Origin of the sequence: Mycobacterium sp. Marseille-P9652 (assembly GCF_902652685.1) — a bacterium.
Taxonomy (GTDB): Bacteria; Actinomycetota; Actinomycetes; order Mycobacteriales; family Mycobacteriaceae; genus Mycobacterium.
Genome location: NZ_CACRUY010000020.1, coordinates 61,456 through 82,176, shown reverse-complemented (window position 1 = coordinate 82,176; position 20,721 = coordinate 61,456). Strand labels below are relative to the sequence as shown.

Annotated in this window: 11 protein-coding genes; 9 read left to right on the top strand and 2 right to left on the bottom strand. The window is 72.7% G+C overall.

The window, feature by feature from the left end; translation table 11 throughout:
• The 9 genes from GPY60_RS13215 to GPY60_RS13175 all read left to right on the top strand — a co-directional run.
• Positions 1-2,680 (top strand): amino acid adenylation domain-containing protein (locus tag GPY60_RS13215; RefSeq protein ID WP_156688120.1); only part of this gene is annotated, 2,680 nt, incomplete at its 5' end.
• Entirely contained in the window at positions 2,670-3,968 is a 1,299-nt protein-coding gene (locus tag GPY60_RS13210; protein WP_156688119.1) for a beta-ketoacyl [acyl carrier protein] synthase domain-containing protein, read from the top strand. The genes GPY60_RS13215 and GPY60_RS13210, both read left to right, overlap by 11 nt.
• A complete protein-coding gene (gene mbtD / locus GPY60_RS13205; RefSeq protein ID WP_156688118.1) occupies positions 3,968-6,949 on the top strand; it encodes a mycobactin polyketide synthase MbtD in 2,982 nt (993 codons plus the stop codon). The genes GPY60_RS13210 and mbtD overlap by 1 nt, the downstream gene beginning before the upstream one ends.
• The gene (locus GPY60_RS13200; RefSeq protein ID WP_156688117.1) at positions 6,942-12,074 is read left to right on the top strand and encodes a non-ribosomal peptide synthetase; all 5,133 of its coding nucleotides are present in this window, start codon (positions 6,942-6,944) and stop codon (positions 12,072-12,074) included. Before mbtD ends, GPY60_RS13200 begins: the two co-directional genes overlap by 8 nt.
• Positions 12,071-16,453 (top strand): non-ribosomal peptide synthetase, encoded by a 4,383-nt coding sequence (locus tag GPY60_RS13195; RefSeq protein WP_231639638.1) that lies wholly within the window; start codon positions 12,071-12,073, stop codon positions 16,451-16,453. Before GPY60_RS13200 ends, GPY60_RS13195 begins: the two co-directional genes overlap by 4 nt.
• The gene (gene mbtG / locus GPY60_RS13190; protein WP_156688116.1) at positions 16,450-17,751 is read left to right on the top strand and encodes an NADPH-dependent L-lysine N(6)-monooxygenase MbtG; all 1,302 of its coding nucleotides are present in this window, start codon (positions 16,450-16,452) and stop codon (positions 17,749-17,751) included. The genes GPY60_RS13195 and mbtG overlap by 4 nt, the downstream gene beginning before the upstream one ends.
• Entirely contained in the window at positions 17,729-17,944 is a 216-nt protein-coding gene (locus tag GPY60_RS13185; protein WP_156688115.1) for an MbtH family protein, read from the top strand. Before mbtG ends, GPY60_RS13185 begins: the two co-directional genes overlap by 23 nt.
• Before the next feature lie 147 nt (positions 17,945-18,091).
• Entirely contained in the window at positions 18,092-18,562 is a 471-nt protein-coding gene (locus GPY60_RS13180) for a hypothetical protein (RefSeq protein ID WP_156688114.1), read from the top strand.
• Between the two features lie 159 nt (positions 18,563-18,721).
• Positions 18,722-19,237: a hypothetical protein gene (locus GPY60_RS13175; protein WP_156688113.1), complete on the top strand. Its 516-nt coding sequence runs from the start codon at positions 18,722-18,724 to the stop codon at positions 19,235-19,237.
• On the opposite strand, the gene GPY60_RS13170 is transcribed toward GPY60_RS13175, so the two are convergent.
• Both GPY60_RS13170 and GPY60_RS13165 read right to left on the bottom strand, forming a co-directional pair.
• A complete protein-coding gene (locus GPY60_RS13170) occupies positions 19,231-20,103 on the bottom strand; it encodes a sigma-70 family RNA polymerase sigma factor (protein WP_156688112.1) in 873 nt (290 codons plus the stop codon). The two genes, GPY60_RS13175 and GPY60_RS13170, sit on opposite strands and share 7 nt — an antisense overlap.
• Positions 20,100-20,693, bottom strand: coding sequence for a carboxymuconolactone decarboxylase family protein (locus GPY60_RS13165; protein WP_156688111.1), 594 nt, complete (start codon positions 20,691-20,693; stop codon positions 20,100-20,102). The genes GPY60_RS13170 and GPY60_RS13165 overlap by 4 nt, the downstream gene beginning before the upstream one ends.
• Between the last annotated feature and the right edge of the window lie 28 nt (positions 20,694-20,721).

Sequence of the window (20,721 nt, the reverse complement as noted above, 5' to 3'; positions counted from 1 at the left end):
GTTGTCGGCGTCGCGCACCGCCCGGCCGGCCCGGCAACGGGCGGTGCGCGACGCCGACAACGGCCGCACCGCCGCGCCGAGCGGAGAAGCCTTGCACGACGGCTTCTTTCGCCAGGCCGCCCGCCAGCCGCACGCGCCGGCCGTGTTCGCCGGCTCCGGCGACCTGAGCTACGCGCAACTGCGCGGTCGGGCGCTGACGGTGGCCGCCGCGTTGCGTGCGGCCGGCGTCGGCGCCGGCGACACGGTCGCGGTGATGGGACCCAAGACCGCCGAACAGGTGCCGGCCCTGCTCGGCATCCTGGCCGCCGGCGCGGTCTACCTGCCGATCGGCGTCGACCAGCCCCGTGACCGCGCGGAGCGCATCCTGCGCACCGGCGGGGTGAGCCTGGCGCTGGTCTGCGGCGGCCGGCCGCTCGAGCCGTCGCTGCCGTTGCCCGCGGTGATACTGGCCGACGTTCTCCGTGACATAACCGCCGACGCGATCGAATTCCGCATCGAGGCAACGGATCCCGCGGAAGTCGCCTACGTGTTGTTCACCTCCGGCTCGACCGGGGAGCCCAAGGGCGTCGAGGTGACCCACGACGGCGCGATGAACACGGTGGAGTTCCTCACCGACCACTTCGGCCTCGGCGCCGACGACCGATGCCTGGCGCTGTCGACCCTGGAGTGCGACATGTCGGTGCTCGACATCTTCGCCACGCTCCGGGCCGGTGGCGCGGTCGTGGTGGTCGACGAAGCCCATCGCCGTGACCCCGACGCCTGGGCGCGGCTGATCGAGGCGCACCGGGTGACCGTGCTGAACTTCCTGCCCGGCTGGCTGGAAATGCTCGTCGAGGTCGAGGAGGCGTCAGCGGCCCAACGGCTGTCGTCGTTGCGGGTCGTGCCCACGGGAGGCGACTGGGTCCGCCCGGGCCTCGCCCGCCGGTTGCGGGAGCGGGCGCCGGGCGTTCGCTTCGCCGGCCTCGGGGGCGCCACCGAAACGGCCGTCCACGGAACGCTTTTCGAGCTGACCGGGGACCTGCCGCCCCACCTGACCGCGGTGCCCTATGGCAGGCCGTTCCCCAACATGGCATGCCGTGTCGTCGACGACACCGGCGCCGACCGGCCCGACTGGGTGCCCGGCGAGTTGTGGTTCGCGGGGCGCGGGATCGCCCGCGGGTACCGCGGACGGCCCGAATTGACCGCGGAGCGTTTCGTCCGGTCGGGCGGCCGAACCTGGTATCGCACCGGCGATCTTGCCCGCTACTGGCCGGACGGCACGCTGGAGTTCGTCGGCCGCGCCGACCACCGCATCAAGGTGAGCGGATACCGCGTCGAACTCGGCGAGGTCGAGGCCGCGTTGCGGCGCGTGCCCGGCGTGCGCGCGGCGGTGTCGGCCTTCCTCCCGGGCCCCGACGTGCTTGCCGCGGCGGTGCGCGCCGACGACGCCGCCCTCACGCCTGAGCGGATCCGCGACGGACTCGCCGAACTGGTTCCCGCGCACATGATTCCGCGTCATATCACCCTGCTCGACCGGATCCCGTTCACCGACGGCGGCAAGATCGACCGCCGCGCCGTCGCGGCCCGGTTGGCCGCGGCGGTGGCCGAACGGCCCGACGACGCGGCCCTGCCCCACGCGGCGCCCCGATCACCGCTGGAGCGGGCGCTCTGCCACATCGTCGCGGGGGTGCTCAACGTCGGCACGGTGGGCGCTCAACACGACTTCTTCTCCCTCGGGGGCGATTCGGTGCAGGCAACCCAGGCCGTCGCGGCCATCCGGCAGTGGCTCGACTCGCCGAGCGTGATGGTCGCCGATGTCTTCGCCGCCAGGACGCCCGCCGCGCTCGCCCGGCTGCTCGCCGAACGGGAAGGCGGCGACGAGCGACTCGGGCGGGTGGCCGAGCTGTACCTGGAAATCATCGACATGCCCAGCGCCGACGTCGAATCGGCGCTCACCGAACCGCGGTTCAAGCCGTGGATCAAGCGGTTCACCGCCGGCGCCGCGCGGGCGTCGGTAGTCGTCTTCCCCCACGCCGGCGGCGCCGCCGCGGCCTACCGGTCGCTGGCAAAGGCGCTGGCCGCCAACGACGTCGACGCATACCTGCTGCAGTACCCCCAGCGCGCCGACCGGCGCGATCACCCCGCGGCCGAGACCGTCGGGACGCTGGCCCTCGACCTGTTCGAGGCGGCCGACTGGGCGAAAGTGGCCTCGGTGGCGCCGCTGGCCCTGTTCGGCCACTGCATGGGCGCGGTGGTGGCCTTCGAGTTCGCGCGCATCGCCGAAAGCCACGGCGTGCCCGTGCGCAAGCTGTGGGCTTCGGCCGGGCAGGCCCCGTCGGCGGTCGGTTCGTGCGGGCCGCTGCCGACCAGCCCCGACGGTGTGCTCGCCGACATGGTCGATCTCGGTGGCACCGATCCCACGCTGCTCGAGGACGACGAGTTCGTCGAGCTCCTGGTGAAAGCGGTGCAGGCGGACTACCGCGCCCTGAACGCCTACTCGTGCGGACCGGACGTGCGTATCCGCGCCGACATCCACGCGGTCGGCGGCAGCGCCGACCACCGCATCGACCGAAACATGTTGGCGGGGTGGAAATCCCACACGTCCGGCCGATTCCGGCTGTCGGGCTTCGACGGCGGCCACTTCTACCTGAACGATCACCTGGACCGGGTGGCCGGGATGGTGAGCGCCGATGCCCGTTAGCGATCCGGTCGTGATCGTCGGGTTCGCCGTCGAAGCGCCCGGCGGTGTGGAAACCGCCGACGACTTCTGGGCATTGCTCTGCGACCAGCGCGAGGGGTTGGGGCCCTTCCCGACCGACCGCGGCTGGACGCTGGACGAACTGTTCGACGGGCGCGACGGCTTCAAGGCCATCCACAACCTCGGCGGATTTCTCTCCACGGCAACCACATTCGACCCCGAGTTCTTTCGGATCTCCCCGCGCGAGGCAACGGCGATGGACCCGCAGCAGCGCGTCGCCCTGCGGCTGGCCTGGCGCAGCCTGGAAAACAGCGGGATCAACCCCGACGACCTGGCCGGCCACCACGCGGGTTGCTACGTCGGGGCGTCCGCCCTGGAGTACGGCCCCGGCCTCTCGGGGTTCTCCGAGCACAGCGGGCACCTGATCAGCGGGACGTCGCTGGGGGTGATCTCGGGCCGCATCGCCTACACGCTGGACCTCGCGGGCCCGGCTCTGACGATCGACACCTCGTGCTCGTCGGGGCTCACCGCGTTGCACACGGCGGTCCAGGCGGTCGGATCCGGCGACTGCGACCTCGCGCTGGCCGGCGGCGTGTGCGTGATGGGCTCGCCGGGATACTTCGTCGAATTCTCCAAGCAGCACGCCCTTTCCGACGACGGCCACTGCCGGCCCTACAGCGCCCACGCCAGCGGAACCGTGTGGGGTGAGGGCGCCGCGATGTTCGTCCTGCAGCGCCGGTCCACCGCCCAGGCCGACGGGCGCCGCATCCTGGCCGAGGTGCGCGCCAGCTGCCTGAACTCCGACGGGCGCAGCAACGGCCTGACGGCGCCCAGCGGCGACGCCCAGCTGCGCCTGTTCCGGCGCGCCCTCGCGCGGGCGGACGTGCGGCCCGCCGACGTCGGGATGATCGAGGGACACGGCACGGGCACCCGCCTCGGCGACCGCACCGAACTCTCGGCGCTGCGGGACAGTTACGGCGCCGCGCCCACCGGACGGGGACCGCTGTTGGGGTCGGTGAAGTCGAACGTCGGCCACACGCAGGCCGCGGCGGGCGCGCTGGGGCTGGCCAAGGTCATCCTGTCCGCACAGCACGCCGCGATCCCACCCACCCTGCACGTCGACGAACCGAGCCACGAGATCGATTGGGGGAGTTGCGGTCTGCGGCTGGCCGACAAGCTGACGCCCTGGCCCGCGACGGAGGGGCGACGACTCGCGGCGGTATCGGCCTTCGGGATGAGCGGCACCAACGCCCACGTGATCGTCTCCATGCCCGACGGCGGGGCGGCCTGATGGCTTTTCAGAGAATGCCCGACGGGCGGATCCCCGTCCTGCTCAGCGCGCACGCCGACGACCTCGTCCCGGTCGCCGCCGGGGACCTTGCCGGCTACCTTGGCCGCTTCCCCGACACGACCGTGCACGAGGTGGCCCGCCACCTGCTCGGGACCCGGCGGGTCCGCAGGCACCGGGCGGTGGTCCGCGCGGCCGATCGGCTCGAGCTCATCGACGGGCTCCGGGCGCTGGCCGCCGGGCGCGAGCACCAGCTGGTCGCCAGGTCGGCGGTGGGCGCCGCGGCGCGGCAGGCGTTCGTGTTCCCCGGCCAGGGCCGGCATTGGCCCGGCATGGGGGCGGTCGCCTACCGGGCGCTTCCCGGCTATCGGAGTGCGGCCGACCGGTGCGCGGCGGAGTTCGAGGTCGCCGGCGTCGCGTCGCCACTGGGCTACCTGACGGCCACCGACAGCCCGCGCGGCTATACGGAGGTGGAGATCCAGGGGGCCCAATTCGTCAATGCTGTTGCGCTGGCTGAGGTTTGGCGCGGCTGCGGCGTGCTGCCTGACCTCACCGTCGGACAGAGCCTCGGGGAGGTCGCCGCCGCCGTCATCGCCGGAAGCATCACGCTGCCGGACGCGGTCGCCGTGGTGGCCGCCCGGGCCGACCTGGTCGAGCGCCTCCCCGGCCGCTACGCGATGGCGACGCTCGGCATCGGCGCCGCGGCGGCCGAGCGGCTCATCGCCGAAACCGACGGCTGGCTCGAGCTGTCGGTGGTCTACTCCGCCTCGACCGTCGCGGTGTCCGGCGACCGCGACGCGGTGCTGGCCGTGGTCGACGCGGTCCGCGGCGGCGGGCGGTTCGCGCGGGAGATCGGCGCGGGTTTCCCCGGACACACCAGCCTGCTCGAGCAGTTCCGCGAGGAACTCCACACTCGGCTGCCGTCAGCACGGTTCGCCGATACCCCCGTGCAGTTCATCGGCGGCGCCACCGGTGACGTCGTCGCGCCCGGCACGCCGTTCGCCGAGTACTGGTATGCGAATTTGCGCAACCCGGTGCGGCTGGACCGCGCCTTCGACGCGGCGATCCGCTGCGGCGCAGGCTCGTTCGTCGAGCTGTCCGCCCATCCCGCGCTCCTGTTCCCCCTCGCCGAGGCCTTCGAGGAGAGGCCGGAGGGACCGGCGGCGCTGGTCGGCTCGGCCCGACGCGACGAGCCGTTCGTCGACGCGCTGGCGGCCAACATCGTCACCGCGGCGCTGGCCGACCCCGGCCACGCCTGGGGTGACCACCTCGACGGGTGCGGCCGCCCCGGTGGCCTGCCCGACTTCCCGAACGCGCCCATGCGCGCGATTTCCTTCTGGGCGCGCCCTCAGCCGCTGCCGCCCGCACCGGCACCCGAAGTACACGTGGCGCTGGAAGACTGGCAGCCCGTCGAGCTGACCGCCCACGTCGGCGGGTCGCCCGTGCGCGTCGCGGTGATCGGTCTTGGCGGCGAAATCGATTTACTGTCAACGTTTTCCGCAGCGGTCGCCGCCCACCCCGGGTGCGGCCCCGCCGCCCCGGCGGACGCGGAGATCCTGGTGGCGGTCGGGCCGGCCCTCGACGACGATCCGGGCCGGGCCGCCGACGCCCTGCCCGGACTCGTGGGGGCCGGACTGCTCGGCTACGCGAACGCCGGCGGCTCGCGTTGCCACACGGTGTGTCTCGTCACGGTGCGCGCCGAGCGCGTGGGTCCGCACGACGCGGTGCCATCGGCCGGGCAGGCGGCGCTCGCCGCGATGCACCGCAGCCTCGGATTCAACCACCCGGAGCGCACGTTCACCCACCTGGACGTGCCCTCGCGTGCGCTCACGGCCGCCGCCGGGTCCGCCGTCGTGGCGGCACTCCTCTGCGGTGCCGCGGAAGTCGCGCTGCGCGACACCGCCGGCGCACCGGTGTTGTACGAACGCGCCTTTCGCGCCGCATCGGCCGCGTCCCGCCCCGCGCTTGCCGAGGGCGCGTTCGACAACGTGGTCATCGCGGGCGGTGCCGGGACGGTCGGGCTGCACCACGCCCGTTACCTGGCCGAGCGCGGCGCGCGCCGCATCGTCCTGCTGAGCCGCCACCCCGCCGACCCGGACGTGCTGCGGCGGCTGGCCGCGCACGGCACCCGGCTGTTGTCGCCGCCCTGCGACATCACCGACCGGGCCGGATTGCGCCGTCTCGCAGCGGAATACGGCGGCGACGGCGCGTCGCTGGTGGTGCATGCGGCGGGCGCCTTCGGCGCCGGGTTGACGGCGGACGCCGTCGCGGAAACATTCGCGGCCAAGGTCGGCGGTCTCGCGAACCTGGCCGAGCTGTGGCCGCTGCGGGCCGACGCCCGGATCGTGTTGTGCTCCTCGGCATCCGGCGTATGGGGCGGGCGTGGACACGTCGCGTACTCCGCGGCCAACCGCCTGCTGGACGTGGCGGCCGCGGGGCTGCGCGCCACGGGTAGGCACTGCGTTGCCATGAAATGGGGGCTGTGGCAGGGCGTGACCGGTGCGGGGCCCGGCGTCGCGGATTCAGCCGGCGTCGCGCAGATCGAGCGGTCCGGGCTGCGGGCGATGCCGCCGCGCGCCGCGATCGAGGCGAGCCTGCGGGAGTGGCACGACGACCCGCTGGTGTTCGCCGCCGACCGCGACCGCCTGCGGATCTTCCTGGAGCGGGGGCGAAGCGCCGCGCCGCGCCCGCACGAGGCCGACGACACCGCCGTGCCGGTTCGAGACGCGGTGCGCGCCGAGTTGGCGGCCGTGCTGCGGATGGACCGGGCCGACGATCTCGACCTCGCTGAGTCGCTGTTCGACCTCGGCATCGACTCGATGCTGGCGGTGGACCTCCGCAGGCGCCTGCACCGGGTAATCGGCCGGACGGTGTCCCTGGCGACGCTGATGGGCGAGATCACCGGGGCCGAACTCGTCGACAAACTCGAGCGCAGAACTGAGCTCCCCGACCGCGCAGAGAAAGTGGACCTCGCCCGTGACTGACATCGACACCGGCGCCCGCCTGGAGCTCCTGCGCCGCAGGCTCGCCGAACGCGGCCTCGCGCACGAGGCCCGGGAGCCGAAAACCATTGTTGCGGAACAACTCTCCGACGGTCAGGCCCGCATGTGGTTCGTTCAGGCGGCCGACCCCAGCGGCGCGCTGCTGAATGTCTGCGTCTCCTACCGGCTGACCGGCGAGCTCGACCTGACCCGCCTGCGCGGCGCCGTCGACGCCGTCGCTCGCCGCCACCGCGTGCTGCGCACCACCTACACCTTGAACGACGCCGGCGATCCCCGGCCGACGGTCCACGACGATCTGCGTCCGGGCTGGGTGCAGCACGACCTGAGCGAGCTGCCCGACCACGCGCGCCGGCTGCGCCTGGAGGTGCTGGCCCAGCGCGAATTCGGCACGCCGTTCGACCTCTCGGCCGACGCGCCGTTGCGGATCACCCCCGTGCGCACCGGCGCCGACGAGCACGTGCTGCTGGTGGTGGCCCACCACATCGCGTGGGACGACGGCTCGTGGCGCGTGTTCTTCACCGACCTCACCAAGGCGTACGAAGGGCACCACCTGGGTGCCGATCCCGGACCCCACCCGGCCGCGCCCGGCCCGGACACCACCGAGGCCGACCTCGAGTACTGGCGGGCGGTGATGGCCGATCCGCCGGAACCGCTGGAGCTGCCCGGCCCGGCCGGCACCGGCATGCCCACCACCTGGCGGGCGGCCCGCACCGCGCTGCGGCTGAACGCTGACACCGCGCGGCGGGTGACGGCGTTGGCGCGCGAAACCGGGTGCACCCCGTACATGGTGATGCTGGCCGCCTTCGGCGCGCTGGTGCACCGCTACACCCACAGCGACGACTTCCTGGTGGCCGCGCCCGTGCTCAATCGCGGCGCCGGAACCGACGACAGCATCGGGTATTTCGGCAACACCGTGGCGATGCGGCTGCGGCCGCGCCCGGCGATGACCTTCCGCCAGTTCCTCGCGTCGGCGCGGGACGTCGCCACCGGGGCGTTCGCCCACCAACGGGTCGGCCTCGACCGGGCGGTGCGGGAACTGAACCCGGACCGCCGCCACGGCGCCGAACGCATGACCCGGGTGAGCTTCGGGTTCCGGGAACCCGACGGCGGCGGATTCCGGGCGCCGGGGGTCCGGTGCGAACGTTACGACCTGCGCAGCCACCTCACCCAGCTGCCGCTGGGGTTCATGGTCGAATTCGACCGGGACGGTGCGCTTGTCGAGGCCGAGCACCTGGTGGAGATCCTCGAACCGGACCTGGCGCGCCAGATGCTGGACCACTTCGGTGTGCTCACCGAGGACGCCCTCGCCCGACCGGACACCCCGCTGTCCCGGCTCGCGCTGATGGACGAGCCGGGGGCGCGGTGGCTGCGGGCGGTGTCGCGCGGCGAGTCGTTCGCCGCCGCCCCGAGCACCCTCGCCGACCTGGTGTCCGCGCAGGCGGCGCGGACACCCGAAGCGGTCGCCGTCGTCGCGGACGACCGCCGGCTCACGTACCGTCAGCTCAACGAGTCGGCGAACCGGTTGGCGCACTGGCTGATCGGGCGGGGAATCGGGACCGAGGACCGGGTCGCGGTGCTGCTCGACAAGTCGGTCGAGCTGGTCGTGACCGCGCTGGCGATCGCGAAGGCCGGTGCGGTGTACGTCCCGGTGGACCCCGCGTATCCGCCCGACCGGCTCGACTTCATCCTCGGCGACTGCGACGCGACGCTGGTGCTGCGCGAGCCGGTCGGCGATCTGGCCGGTTGCCGCACGGGCGATCCCACGAACGCCGATCGCGTCCGGCCGCTGGGACCCGACAACACCGCGTATCTGATCTACACGTCGGGCACCACCGGGTTGCCCAAAGGCGTTGCCGTGCCGCACCGTCCCGTCGCGGAGTACTTCGTCTGGTTCCGCGGCGAGTACGGTGTCGACCACACCGACCGGCTGCTGCAGGTCGCCTCGCCCAGCTTCGACGTGTCGATCGCCGAGATCTTCGGCACCCTGGCCTGCGGCGCGCGGATGGTGATCCCGCGCCCCGGCGGGCTCAACGACATCGCGTACCTCACCGGCCTGCTGCGCGACGAGGGCATCACCGCAATGCATTTCGTGCCGTCGCTGCTCGGCCTGTTCCTCTCGCTGCCCGGCGTCAACCAGTGGCGGACCTTACAGCGGGTGCCCATCGGCGGCGAGCCGCTGCCCGGCGAGGTGGCCGACAGGTTCCACGCCACGTTCGACGCCCTGCTGCACAACTTCTACGGCCCCACCGAGACGGTGATCAACGCCAGCCGGTACAAGGTCGAGGGCCCGCAGGGCACTCGCGTGGTGCCGATCGGCACACCCAAGATCAACACCTCGATGTACCTGCTCGACGACGCCCTGCAACCCGTACCGGTCGGGGTTATCGGCGAGATCTACCTGGGTGGAACGCATCTCGCGCACGGCTACCACCGCCGAGCCGGACTCACCGCCGAACGGTTCGTCGCCGACCCGTTCATTGCCGGCGCCCGCATGTACCGGACCGGTGATCTCGCCCGCCGCAACGCCGCCTGCGACGTCGAATTCGTGGGCCGGGCCGACGAACAGGTCAAGATCCGCGGCTTCCGCATCGAACTGGGCGACGTGGCCGCGGCCATCTCGGTCGATCCGACGGTCGGTCAGGCCGTCGTGGTGGTCAGCGACCTGCCGGGCCTGGGCAAGAGCCTCGTCGGCTACGTGACGCCGGCAGCGGGCGAGCCGGCACCGGCCGAGGTCGACGTCGACCGCATCCGCGCCAGGGTGGCGGCGGCGTTGCCGGAATACATGGTCCCGGCGGCGTACGTGGTGCTGGACGAGATCCCGATCACCGCGCACGGCAAGATCGACCGCGCCGCGCTGCCGGCGCCCGAGGTCGGCTCCGGCACCCAGTTCCGGGAACCGCGGACGGCGACCGAGCGGCGCGTCGCCGGACTGTTCGGCGAGCTCCTCGGCCGCGACCGCGTCGGGGCCGACGACTCCTTCTTCGAGCTGGGCGGCCACTCGCTGCTCGCGACGAAACTCGTTGCCGCAATGCGGAACGCCTTCGGGGTGGACGTGGGCGTCCGCGAGGTCTTCGAACTGTCCACGGTCGCCCGGATCGCCGCGCATATCGACGCGCCGAATGCTGGGCCGGTGAGGCCGCGGCTGGCGCCGGTCGATCGTGACGGCCCAGCGCCGCTGTCGCCGTCGCAGTTGCGCAGCTGGTTCACCTATCGCTTCGACGGACCCGCGAACGTCAACAACATCCCGTTCACCGTGGCCCTGCGCGGCGCGTGCGACACCGACGCGCTGGCGGCGGCCGTCACCGACGTGGTGACACGGCACGAGATCCTGCGCACCACCTATCGCGAAATCGACGGTGTGCCATACCAGGTCGTGCACCCACCCGCCCAGGTCCATGTGCGGCGCGCCGACGGGCCCGGGGAGTCCTGGCTGCAGGCCGAACTGGACGGTGAACGACGGCACGTGTTCGACCTGGAGACCGACTGGCCGATCCGCGCCGCGGTGCTCGCCACACCGGACCGCACGGCGGTGTCGCTGGTGGTGCACCACATCGCCGGCGATCACTGGTCGGCCGGCGTGCTGTTCACCGACCTGCTGACCGCCTACCGGGCGCGCCGCGATCGGCAACCGCCGTCGTGGGATCCGCTGCCGGTGCAGTACGCGGACTACGCCACCTGGCAGGCCGCGCTGCTGGCCGACGACGCCGGCATCGCCGGCCCGCAACGCGACTACTGGCGCCGCCAGCTGGACGGTTTGCCCGCCGACACCGGCCTGCGGCCGGACTTCCCGCGACCAATCGTGCTCAGCGGGGCCGGCGAGACCGTCGAGTTCGGCGTCGCGGCGGACACCCGGGCGAAGCTTACCGCCGTGGGCCGCGATCTCGGCGCCACCGAGTTCATGCTGCTGCAGGCCGCCGTCGCGGTGGCGCTGCACAAGGCGGGGGGAGCCGCGGAAGTCGGCCTCGGCACGCCGGTGGCCGGCCGCACCGAATCCCACCTCGACCGGCTGGTCGGGTTCTTCGTCAACATCCTGTTGTTACGCAACGACTTTCGGGGGAACCCGACACTGCGCGAGGTGCTGCGGCGGACGAGGGAGATGGCGCTGGCGGCGTACGCGCACCAGGACCTGCCGTTCGACCAGGTGGTCGACGCGGTCGGGCCGGCGCGATCGCTGTCGCGCAACCCGCTCTTCGACGTGGTCGTGCACGTCCGCGACGAACTGCCGCGGGACCAGCCCCTCGACGGCGACACCACGGTCACCGCGCTCGAGCCCGCCTTCGACGTCGCGCACGCCGACATGTCGGTGAACTTCTTCGCCTCCGGGGCCGGCTACCGCGGGCACGTCATCTACCGCCCCGAACTCTATCGGCGCGGCACCGCCGAACGATTCGCCGGCTGGCTGACCCGGGTCGTCGAGGAGCTGGCGCACCGGCCGGACCAGAGTCTGCGCGACCTCGACGTCGCCGGGCCCAACGAGAGGCGGCGCATCCTGGCGCAGTCCCACGACTCGGGGATCTACGTGCTGGACCCCTGGCTGCGCCCCGTCCCGGCGGGTGTGGTGGGCGACGTTTACTACGGCGGCGGCCCGGCCATCCGCACCCGGCTGGCCACAAGAAAGCAGACCGCCACTCGCCTCGTCGCTAATCCCTTTGCGGATCAGCCCGGTTCGCGCCTGTACCGCACCGGCGAGCGCGGCGTCTGGGGCGACGACGGCCAACTGGAACTGCTGGCCGGCGCCGAACGGCCCGCGCCGGCGGAGCCCGTCGCCCGCCCACCCGAAGCGCCCGCGACCGAGACCGAGCGCGCGCTCGCGGCCATCCTGGCCGACGTGCTCGAGGCGGCCACGGTCGGACGCAACGACGAATTCTTCGCGCTCGGCGGGGACAGCATCCTCGCGGTGCGGGTGGCCGCGCGCGCCCGCGACGCCGGGTTGCCACTGACCCCACGGATGGTGTTCGAGCATCCCGTGCTGCATGCGCTCGCGGACGCGGTCGACGCCAAGGCCGACTCCTGCTCGGAGGAGGCACATTACGCGCCGATGGCGGCGTCGGCGCTCTCCGCGGACGAACTGGCGGCCCTGGCGTCGTCATGGGGTGAGCGGCCGTGACACGGGCCGACGAGCGACCGGCCGCGCAGCCTAATCAACACGCCATCGAAGACGTCATCGCCCTGAGCCCCCTGCAGCAGGGGCTGTTCTCGATGGCCGCGCTCACCCATCCCGATGCGGAGGCCGACTCCGGCGAAGCCGACCCCTACGTCATCACCATGGCCGCCGACGTCGTGGGGCCGCTCGACGTGCCGCTGCTGCACGATTGCGCCGCAACGCTGTTCGCCCGGCACCCCAACCTGCGGGCCAGCTTCGTGCACGGCGACCTGAGCCGGCCCGTGCAGGTGATTCCGGTGGGCGTGCGCGTGCCGTGGCGGTCGGTGCGCGCCCTGCCCGACGACGTCGCCGCGCTGGAGGCCGACGAGCGCCGCCGCCGCTTCGACCTCGGGCGCGGACCGTTGATTCGGTTCCTGCTCATCGAACTGCCACACCGCCAGTGGCGGTTCAGCATCGTCGCGCACCACATCGTCATCGACGGCTGGTCGCTGCCCCTGCTGGTCTCCGATCTGCTCGCGCTGTACCGGAGCGGCGGCGACACCGCCGCCCTGCCGCCGCCGCCGAGGCCCTATCGCGACTACATCGGCTGGTTGAGCGGGCGGGACCGGGAGCGTAGCCGCGCAGTGTGGGCCGACCACCTGGCCGGCATGGACGGCGCGACCCTGCTGTCGCCGGCGCTGAGCGCGACGCCGCCGGCGGCGGGCGTCCCGCATCGCACCACGCTGCGGCTGGATGCCGAGGCCGCCGCCGCGCTCGCCGAGGCCGCCCGGCGTCGGGGGGTCACGCTCAACACGGTCGTCCAACTCGCCTGGGCCACCGTCCTTTCGGCCTTCACCGGGCGCGCCGACGTCGCGTTCGGCGTGACCGTGTCCGGCCGGCCCGGCGAGCTGTCCGGCGTGGAGGCCATGGTCGGCTTGTTCGTCAACACCGTGCCCCTGCGGCTCCGGCTGAACCCCGTCGACACCGTCGGTGCGCAATGCGTTGCGTTGCAACGGGAGTCCGCTGTCCTGCGCGATCACTGCTATCTGGGGCACGCCGAACTGCGGTCGATCGCCGGAGTCGGCGAGATCTTCGACACGCTGCTCGTGTACGAGAACTTTCCGCCCGGCGCGGTGGTGGGTGCGACCGAGTTCGCCGCCAACGGCGTGACCTTCCGGCCGGCCGCGCTCGAAAGCGTCTCGCATTTCCCCGTCACCGTCGCCGTGCACCCGAGCGGCGGCGAGCTCACCGTGTTCGTCGAGGTGCTCGACGGCGCGCTGGGGGCGATGCCGCCCGAGGCGCTCGGCGCCCGGCTCCTGGCGGTCGCCCAGCGCGTGCCGGCCACCTGGGACCGCCCATTGCGCGACCTCGACGCCCTGCTCGACGAGGAACGCGGCTCGGGCCGTCGTGAACCCGTGACCGGCGGTGCGCGGACAATCTCCGTCCACGGCCGCTTCGCGGAAGTCGCGGCCGCGCAACCGGAGTCGATCGCGATCGGCTGGGACGGCGGCCGAATCACGTACCGCGAACTCGACGCCCGGGCCGACCGGCTGGCGGGGGCCCTGAGCCGCGCCGGCGTGCGGGCCGAGACGCCGGTGGCGATCGTGTTGCCCCGCGGACCGGGCTACGTCGCGGCGATGCTGGGCATCCTCAAGGCCGGCGGCATGATCGTGCCGCTCGACCCGGCGATGCCCGACGAGAGGGTCGCCGAGATCCTCCGCCAGACGTCGGCCCGCATCGTGATCGACGAGGATTTCGGCGCCGATTCCGTTGTAGCGCCGACGGATTACCGCCCGGCCGCCGCGCCACCGGAGCACGCCGCCTACGCGGTGTTCACCTCGGGCACCACGGGGACGCCCAAGGGCGTCGTCGGCACCCACCGGGCGCTCTCGGCGTACGCCGACGACCACATCGCCCGGGTGTTGCGGCCGGCCGCCGAGCGCCTCGGGCGACCGTTGCGCATCGCGCACGCCTGGTCGTTCACCTTCGACGCGGCGTGGCAGCCGTTGGCGGCGCTGCTCGACGGCCACACGCTGCACATCGTCGGCGACGACGCCCAACGTGACGCCGAGGCGCTGGTCGACGCGATCGACCGGTTCGAACTCGACATGATCGACACGACGCCGTCAATGTTCGCCCAGCTGCGGGTCGCGGGACTGCTGGGGCGGGTGCCCCTCGCGGTTCTCGCGCTGGGCGGCGAGGCGCTCGGCGGCACCGCATGGCGAGACATCCAGTCACATTGCGCGGCAACCGGTATGGCGGCCTTCAACTGCTACGGCCCCACCGAGACCACGGTCGAGGCCGTCGTCGCCGCGGTCGACCAGCACGAGCGGCCGGCCATCGGACGCCCGACCCGCGGCACGCGCGCGCACATCCTGGACCAGTGGCTGCGGCCCGTCCCGGACGGCGCCGCCGGCGAGCTGTACCTCGCGGGGGACCAGCTGACGCGCGGCTACCTCGGGCGTCCCGCGGAGACCGCCGCCCGGTTCGTCGCCGACCCCGGCGGTCACGGCGCGCGGATGTACCGCACGGGAGACATGGTGCGCCGCCTTCCCGACGGCGGCCTCGAATTCCTGGGCCGCACGGACAATCAGCTGAAGATCCGCGGCTTCCGCGTCGAGCCCGGGGAGATCGTCGCGGCGCTCACCGCCCACCGGGGCGTGCGCGGCGCCCATGTGATGGCCCGCGCCCACGCCGACGGTACCCGGCTGACGGCGTACGTCGCGGGCGGGCCACACCCGCCGACCCCGGCCGAGCTGCGCTCCATGCTGGCCGATCGGCTGCCCCGTTACCTGATTCCCCATCGCATCGCGGTCGTCGACGAGCTCCCACTCACCCCGCACGGCAAGATCGACGAGTCGGCCCTGGCCGCAATGACTCTCGGCGACGCCGCGGTGACCGCGCCCGAGACGCCGACGGAGCGGGCGCTGGCCGCGGCGTTCGCCGAGGTGCTGAGCACCGGGGAGGTCGACGTCACCCTCGGCTTCCTGGAGCTGGGACTCGACAGCCTAGCGGCCCTGTCGGTGGTGCAGGCCGCCCGCCGGCGCGGGGTCGCGCTGCGGGCGCGGCTGATGCTGGAATGCGACACCATCCGCGAAGTCGCCGCGGCGATCGACTCCGCGGCAGCACCGCGCTCGTCGGGCGGTGATGACAGCGGTCCCATCCCGGTGCTGCCCAACATCAGGTGGCTCTACGAGTACGGCGAACCGCGGCGGCTCGCGCAGACGGAGGTCATCAGGCTGCCGCGCACGATCACCCGAGCGGACCTGGACACGCTGCTGGGCGCCGTGGTGGCCGGGCACGAGGTGCTGCGGTGCCGGCTGGACCGCGACGCCATGACGCTTGTGCCGCACCACGAGCAGATGCACATCTTCCGCGAGGTGTGGGGGAGCGGTGACCCCGCCGACGACGTCGCCCGGCACGCCCGCGAGGCGCTCGATGGCCTCGACCCGTGTGCGGGCCGCCTGCTGGCGGCGGTGTGGCTGCGCCGTACCGACGGCCCCGACGCGCTGGTGCTCACCGCCCACGTGCTGGCGATGGACCCGGCGTCGTGGCGGATCGTGCTGAGCGAGCTTGACGCGGGCCTGCACGCCCTCGCCTCGGGCCGCACACCCGCGCCGGCGCGCGAGCACACCGCCTACCGGCACTGGTCATCCCTTCTGCACGAGCGCGCCAAAGCCCTTGACAGCGAGTCCTTCTGGGCCGGTGAACTCGACGAAGCCGATCCGCCGCTCGGTTCCCGCCGGGTGCGGCCACACACCGACCGGGCCGGGGATCTCGCGATCGGCGTCTCGGCCTGCGCGATCGACCTGACCGCCCGCCTGCTCTCGACTCGGCAACCCCTCGGCGACCTGCTCGTCACCGCCGCCGCCCGCACCGTCACCGCGTGGCGGCGCCGGCGCGGCCAGGACACCCCGGCGCCGTTGCTGGCGCTGGAGACGCACGGCCGCGCGGACGTCGACATCGACCAGACCGCCGACACGAGCGACACGGTGGGCCTGCTCAGCGCGATCCACCCGCTGCGCGTCCACACCGACGGCCCCACCGACAAGGCCCGAATCAGCGGCTGCGGAATCGATTACGGCCTGCTGCGGTACCTGCGCCCCGATAACCGCCTGAGTGACCATCCCGAACCGCAGCTACTGCTCAACTACCTCGGCGCCGTCCACGCCGGCGTCGGCGGGCTTGAGCTCGACCGGGAGGCGATGTCCGGGCTGGGACCCGTACCCGAACCCGGCCAGGCGGTGCGCCACGAACTGACCATCGTGGCGGGGATTCTCGGGACCGCCGAGGCTCCCGTCCTGGTCACCCAGTGGCGCGCGTTGCCCGACATCCTCGACCTCGCCGACATCGCAGCGCTGCAACAGCTTTGGACCGACGCACTGTGGGAGATGGTGGCATGAGCACACTGGCGATTCTCGGCGCCGGCGCCAAGGCGGTGGCCGTCGCCGCCAAGGCGTCCGTGTTGCGCGACATGGGCGTCGAGGCGCCGCACGTGGTCGCGGTCGAACGCACCGGGGTCGGGGCCAACTGGCAGGCCAGCGGCGGCTGGACCGACGGCGCCCATCGCCTGGGCACCAGCCCCGAGAAGGACGTCGGGTTTCCCTACCGCTCGGCGCTCGTTCCGCGCCGCAACGCCGAACTCGACGACCGGATGACCCGCTACAGCTGGCAGTCGTACCTGATCGCCACGGCGGCATTCGCCGCCTGGGTCGACCGGGGCCGGCCGGCGCCCACCCACCGGCAGTGGGGCCAGTACCTGGCGTGGGTGGCCGACCGGGTCGGCCTCGAGGTGGTGCACGGCGAGGTCGAGCGGCTCTCCGCCGCCGGCGACCGGTGGGCGCTGCACACCCGCGAGTCGACCGTGCACGCCGACGGGCTGATGATCACCGGGCCCGGTCAGGCGGAGAGGTCGGTGCTGCCGGGCAACCCGCGCGTGCTGTCGATCGCCCAGTTCTGGGACCGCGCCGCCGGGGCCGACCGGATCAGCGCGGAGCGGGTGGCGGTGATCGGCGGCGGGGAGACCGCCGCGTCGATGCTCAACGAGCTGTTCCGGCACCGGGTTTCGACGATCACCGTCATCTCGCCGCAGGTGACCCTCTTCACCCGCGGCGAGGGCTTTTTCGAGAACTCGCTGTTCTCCGACCCCACCGACTGGGGCGCGCTGACGCCTGCCGAGCGCCGTGACGCGCTGGCGCGCACCGACCGCGGCGTGTTCTCGGCCAGCGTGCAGGAGGCGCTGCTGGCCGACGACCGGATCCACCACCTGCGCGGCCGGGTGGCGCACGCGGTCGCCCGCCACGGGCAGATCCGGCTGACGCTGTCGACCAACCGGGGCAGCGAGAACCTCGAGACGGTGCACGGTTTCGACCTCGTCATCGACGGCTCGGGCGCCGACCCGCTGTGGTTCCGCACGCTGTTCACCCAGGACGCCCTCGACCTGATCGAGTTGGCCCTGGGCCGGCCGCTCGGCCTCGACAGCCTCGAGGAGGCGATCGGCTACGACCTGTCCGTGACCGACCTCGCACCGAAGTTGTTCCTGCCTAACCTCTCCGGGCTCACCCAGGGGCCCGGGTTCCCGAACCTGAGTTGCCTCGGGCTGTTGTCCGATCGGGTGCTGGGATCCCACCTGGCCCCGTCCACGTACGATACGACGCCCGACAAGACAAGGAAACGCGATGAGCACCAACCCCTTCGATGACGAGGACGGCACCTTCGTCGTCCTGCTCAACGGCGAGGAGCAGCACAGCCTGTGGCCCGCCTTCGCCGACGTCCCGGCCGGCTGGCGGGTGGTGTACGGCGAGGCAAGCCGGGCGGCGTGCCTGGACTACGTCGAACGGTCCTGGACCGACATTCGCCCGAAGAGCCTGCGCGAGGCGATCGCGGGCCGCTGATCCGCCACTGAGCGCCCCACGGAGCGTGCCGCTACCGTGACCCGTCCGAGACCCAATACGGTGGTCGCGCAGGCAGAATGGCGGCCACCGACATGGGCACGGCGTCTTGCCGTGGCCCCGGTCGATCACTAGGGGGAGGACCAGACCATGCGAATCACATTGACTGCCATCGGCATTGTGGCGACGGGTGCCATCGGGGCCGCGGGAGCCGGCGGGGTGGAGTTGACCGGGCTCGGCGCACCGTTACCGCAGAACCCGCCGCCGGCACCGGCCTTGCCCAGCCCCGACCAACTGTCGAGCCTGTGCAACCAGGCGACCGACCCGGGAGTGTCCTACACGACCAAGACCAACCTGGTGCAGAACGGCATCACCCCCGACGAGGGCCACCTCGCCGATCACGACCTGCGAAAGGCCTACCGCGACGGCAAGTTCCCCGAGACGTTCGCCGTGACCAACATCCAGCCTGCCGGGCCCAACGCCGCCCAGGCCGATGTGGCCATCTCGGGTCCGAAGTTCGCCGGTCCGGTCTCGAAGCACCTGATGTTCGTCAATCAGGACGGCAATTGGATCCTGCAGCACGACTCCGCGATCGCATTGCTGCAGGCCGCGACCGGCTGACCCGCGGCCACACAGCGGGCGCACAGACAGTCCATGGTCAAGGCACAGGACCCGTTCGTAACGTAACGGCCCGGAGGAGCGAAACATCAGACACAACAACCACACCTGGGCGGCGGCGCGAGATCGCCACTGTCCTGGCGATCGGGGGAGGACCTGAGCATGATCACCATGAAATTCGTCGCCACGAGTCTGGCGGCCGCCGGCGTCGTCGGCGCGACCGCCTTCGGCCTGACGGCGGTCGCGGCGGTTCCGGCCGGTGACCAGGCCGGGGTGCGGCTCGCCGCGGTCGGCGCTCCGCTGCCGCAGGACCCCGCGCCTGCCCCGGCGGCCGCCGTCCCGAGTGCCGATCAACTGAACGGCGTGCTGACCAGCCTCGCGGACCCGAGTGTCCCGTTCGCCAACAAGAGCAACCTGGTCGAGGGCGGCATCAGCGGGATGACCGCGCACGTCGCCGACAAGAAGCTGAAGAAGGCCGCGGAGGCCGGCGACCTGCCCCTGGCCTTCAACGTGACCAACATTCAGCCCGCCGCCGCCGGGTCGGCTACGGCCGATGTCGCGGTCTCGGGCCCGAAGATCCCCTCGCCGGTCACCCAGAACGTCACGTTCGTCAACCAGGGTGGCTGGATGCTGTCCCGCGCTTCCGCGATGGAGTTGCTGCAGGCCGTCGGTCAGTGACCGCGGTGCCCGCCGGCGCCTGACCTCGCGACGCGCTCGGGATCGGCCAGCACGTCGATGGCCGCGATGCGCCCGTCGCGCACCAGAAACGCCATGATGGCGGTGGGCCGGCCGTCGACGACGATCACCGCTCCCGCGGCGCCGTTGACGGTGGCCCGCCGCACCTCGCGCTCGGGTCCCGCGTAGCCGCGGGCCAGCCCGGCCACCTCGGCGGCGCCCTCGGCGCGGAACATCGGCGCGTGCGGGCCGAAGTCGCCGCGGAGCACAACGCCGGGATGCAGCACCGACACCAGCCGGTCGAAGTCGCCGGCGCGCCCCGCCGCGAAGAACGCGTCGACGGCCTCGCGCTGCGCCGCGAGGTCGCCGTCGGGAATCGGAGCGGCGTCCTCGATGCGGCGCCGCGCGCGGCTGGCCAGCTTGCGCGTCGCCTCCGGCGTCCGCTCGACGATCGGTGCTATCTGGTCGAACGGGACGGCGAACACGTCGTGCAGCACGAACGCCAGCCGCTCGGCCGGCGGCAGCGTGTCCAGCACTACGAACAGCGCCACACCGACCGCCTCGGCGAGCATCGCCCGGTGCTCGGGAGCGGCTTCGTCGTCGACGTCCACGACCGGGTCGGGCAGGCGCGCCACGAGTTTTTCGCGGGACCGGCGGTCGCGCAACGCGTTGAGGCAGATGCGGGCCACCACCGTGGTCAGCCAGGCGTCGAGGTTGCCGATCGGCCGGTCGGTGCGGACCAGCCGCAGCCAGGCCTCCTGCACGGCGTCCTGGGCGTCGTCGATCGACCCCAGCATCCGGTAGGCGAGCGCGCTCAGGCGCGGCCGCGCCGCCTGGAAACTCGCCGCGAGCGCGTCCGCCGCCGTCACGTGCGACCCTCGGGCAGGGCGCACACGCGGTCGCCGGAGAAGCCCGACGATCCGATGCCGAGCGCGACGTTGAAGCGCGCGCGCAGGTTGCCCAGCGTGATGACGTGGGTGAGACCGACGAGCTGTGCGGTGTCGAAGTGGGCGCGCAGCGCCTCGAACAGCCGGTCGCTCACCTCGACGGGGGTGCGGCTGACCGCGGTGGCGTACTCGAGGATCAGCTTGTCGACGTCCGAGAAACAGGCGGCGTTGCGGTAGTCACTCATGGCCAGCAGCTCGTCGTCGCCGATGCCCCACCGCCGGGCGATCTGCGACCCGAGGTCGATGCAGTATTCGCAGCGCACCGTCGTCGCCGCCTTCAGCTCGGCCAGCGCGCGCTGGCGCGGAGTCAGCACGCCCAGCTTGTCCTCCGCCTGCTCCAGCCTGCCGTAGGCGTTGAGCAACCGGGGGATGTGCGCGTACATCCGCAGCGGCTCGAGCATTTCCGCCGTTTGAAGTCCGGTCATGCGGGCGAGCTTGCGGCGGGTGAAGAAGAAGGCGATCTTGGCGCCCAAGCCGGCGTCGCGGTCGGACACTCCCTGCAGCCGGGACATGGCAATCCTCCTGACATTCGGTCCAGCG

Excerpts from the sequence above, each read along its gene's own strand:
- GPY60_RS13185 (WP_156688115.1), top strand. The coding sequence starts at position 17,729 with ATGAGCACCAACCCCTTCGATGACGAGGACGGCACCTTCGTCGTCCTG.
- GPY60_RS13210 (WP_156688119.1), top strand. The coding sequence starts at position 2,670 with ATGCCCGTTAGCGATCCGGTCGTGATCGTCGGGTTCGCCGTCGAAGCG.
- mbtD (WP_156688118.1), top strand. The coding sequence starts at position 3,968 with ATGGCTTTTCAGAGAATGCCCGACGGGCGGATCCCCGTCCTGCTCAGC.
- GPY60_RS13165 (WP_156688111.1), bottom strand. The coding sequence starts at position 20,693 with ATGTCCCGGCTGCAGGGAGTGTCCGACCGCGACGCCGGCTTGGGCGCC.
- GPY60_RS13175 (WP_156688113.1), top strand. The coding sequence starts at position 18,722 with ATGATCACCATGAAATTCGTCGCCACGAGTCTGGCGGCCGCCGGCGTC.
- GPY60_RS13180 (WP_156688114.1), top strand. The coding sequence starts at position 18,092 with ATGCGAATCACATTGACTGCCATCGGCATTGTGGCGACGGGTGCCATC.
- mbtG (WP_156688116.1), top strand. The coding sequence starts at position 16,450 with ATGAGCACACTGGCGATTCTCGGCGCCGGCGCCAAGGCGGTGGCCGTC.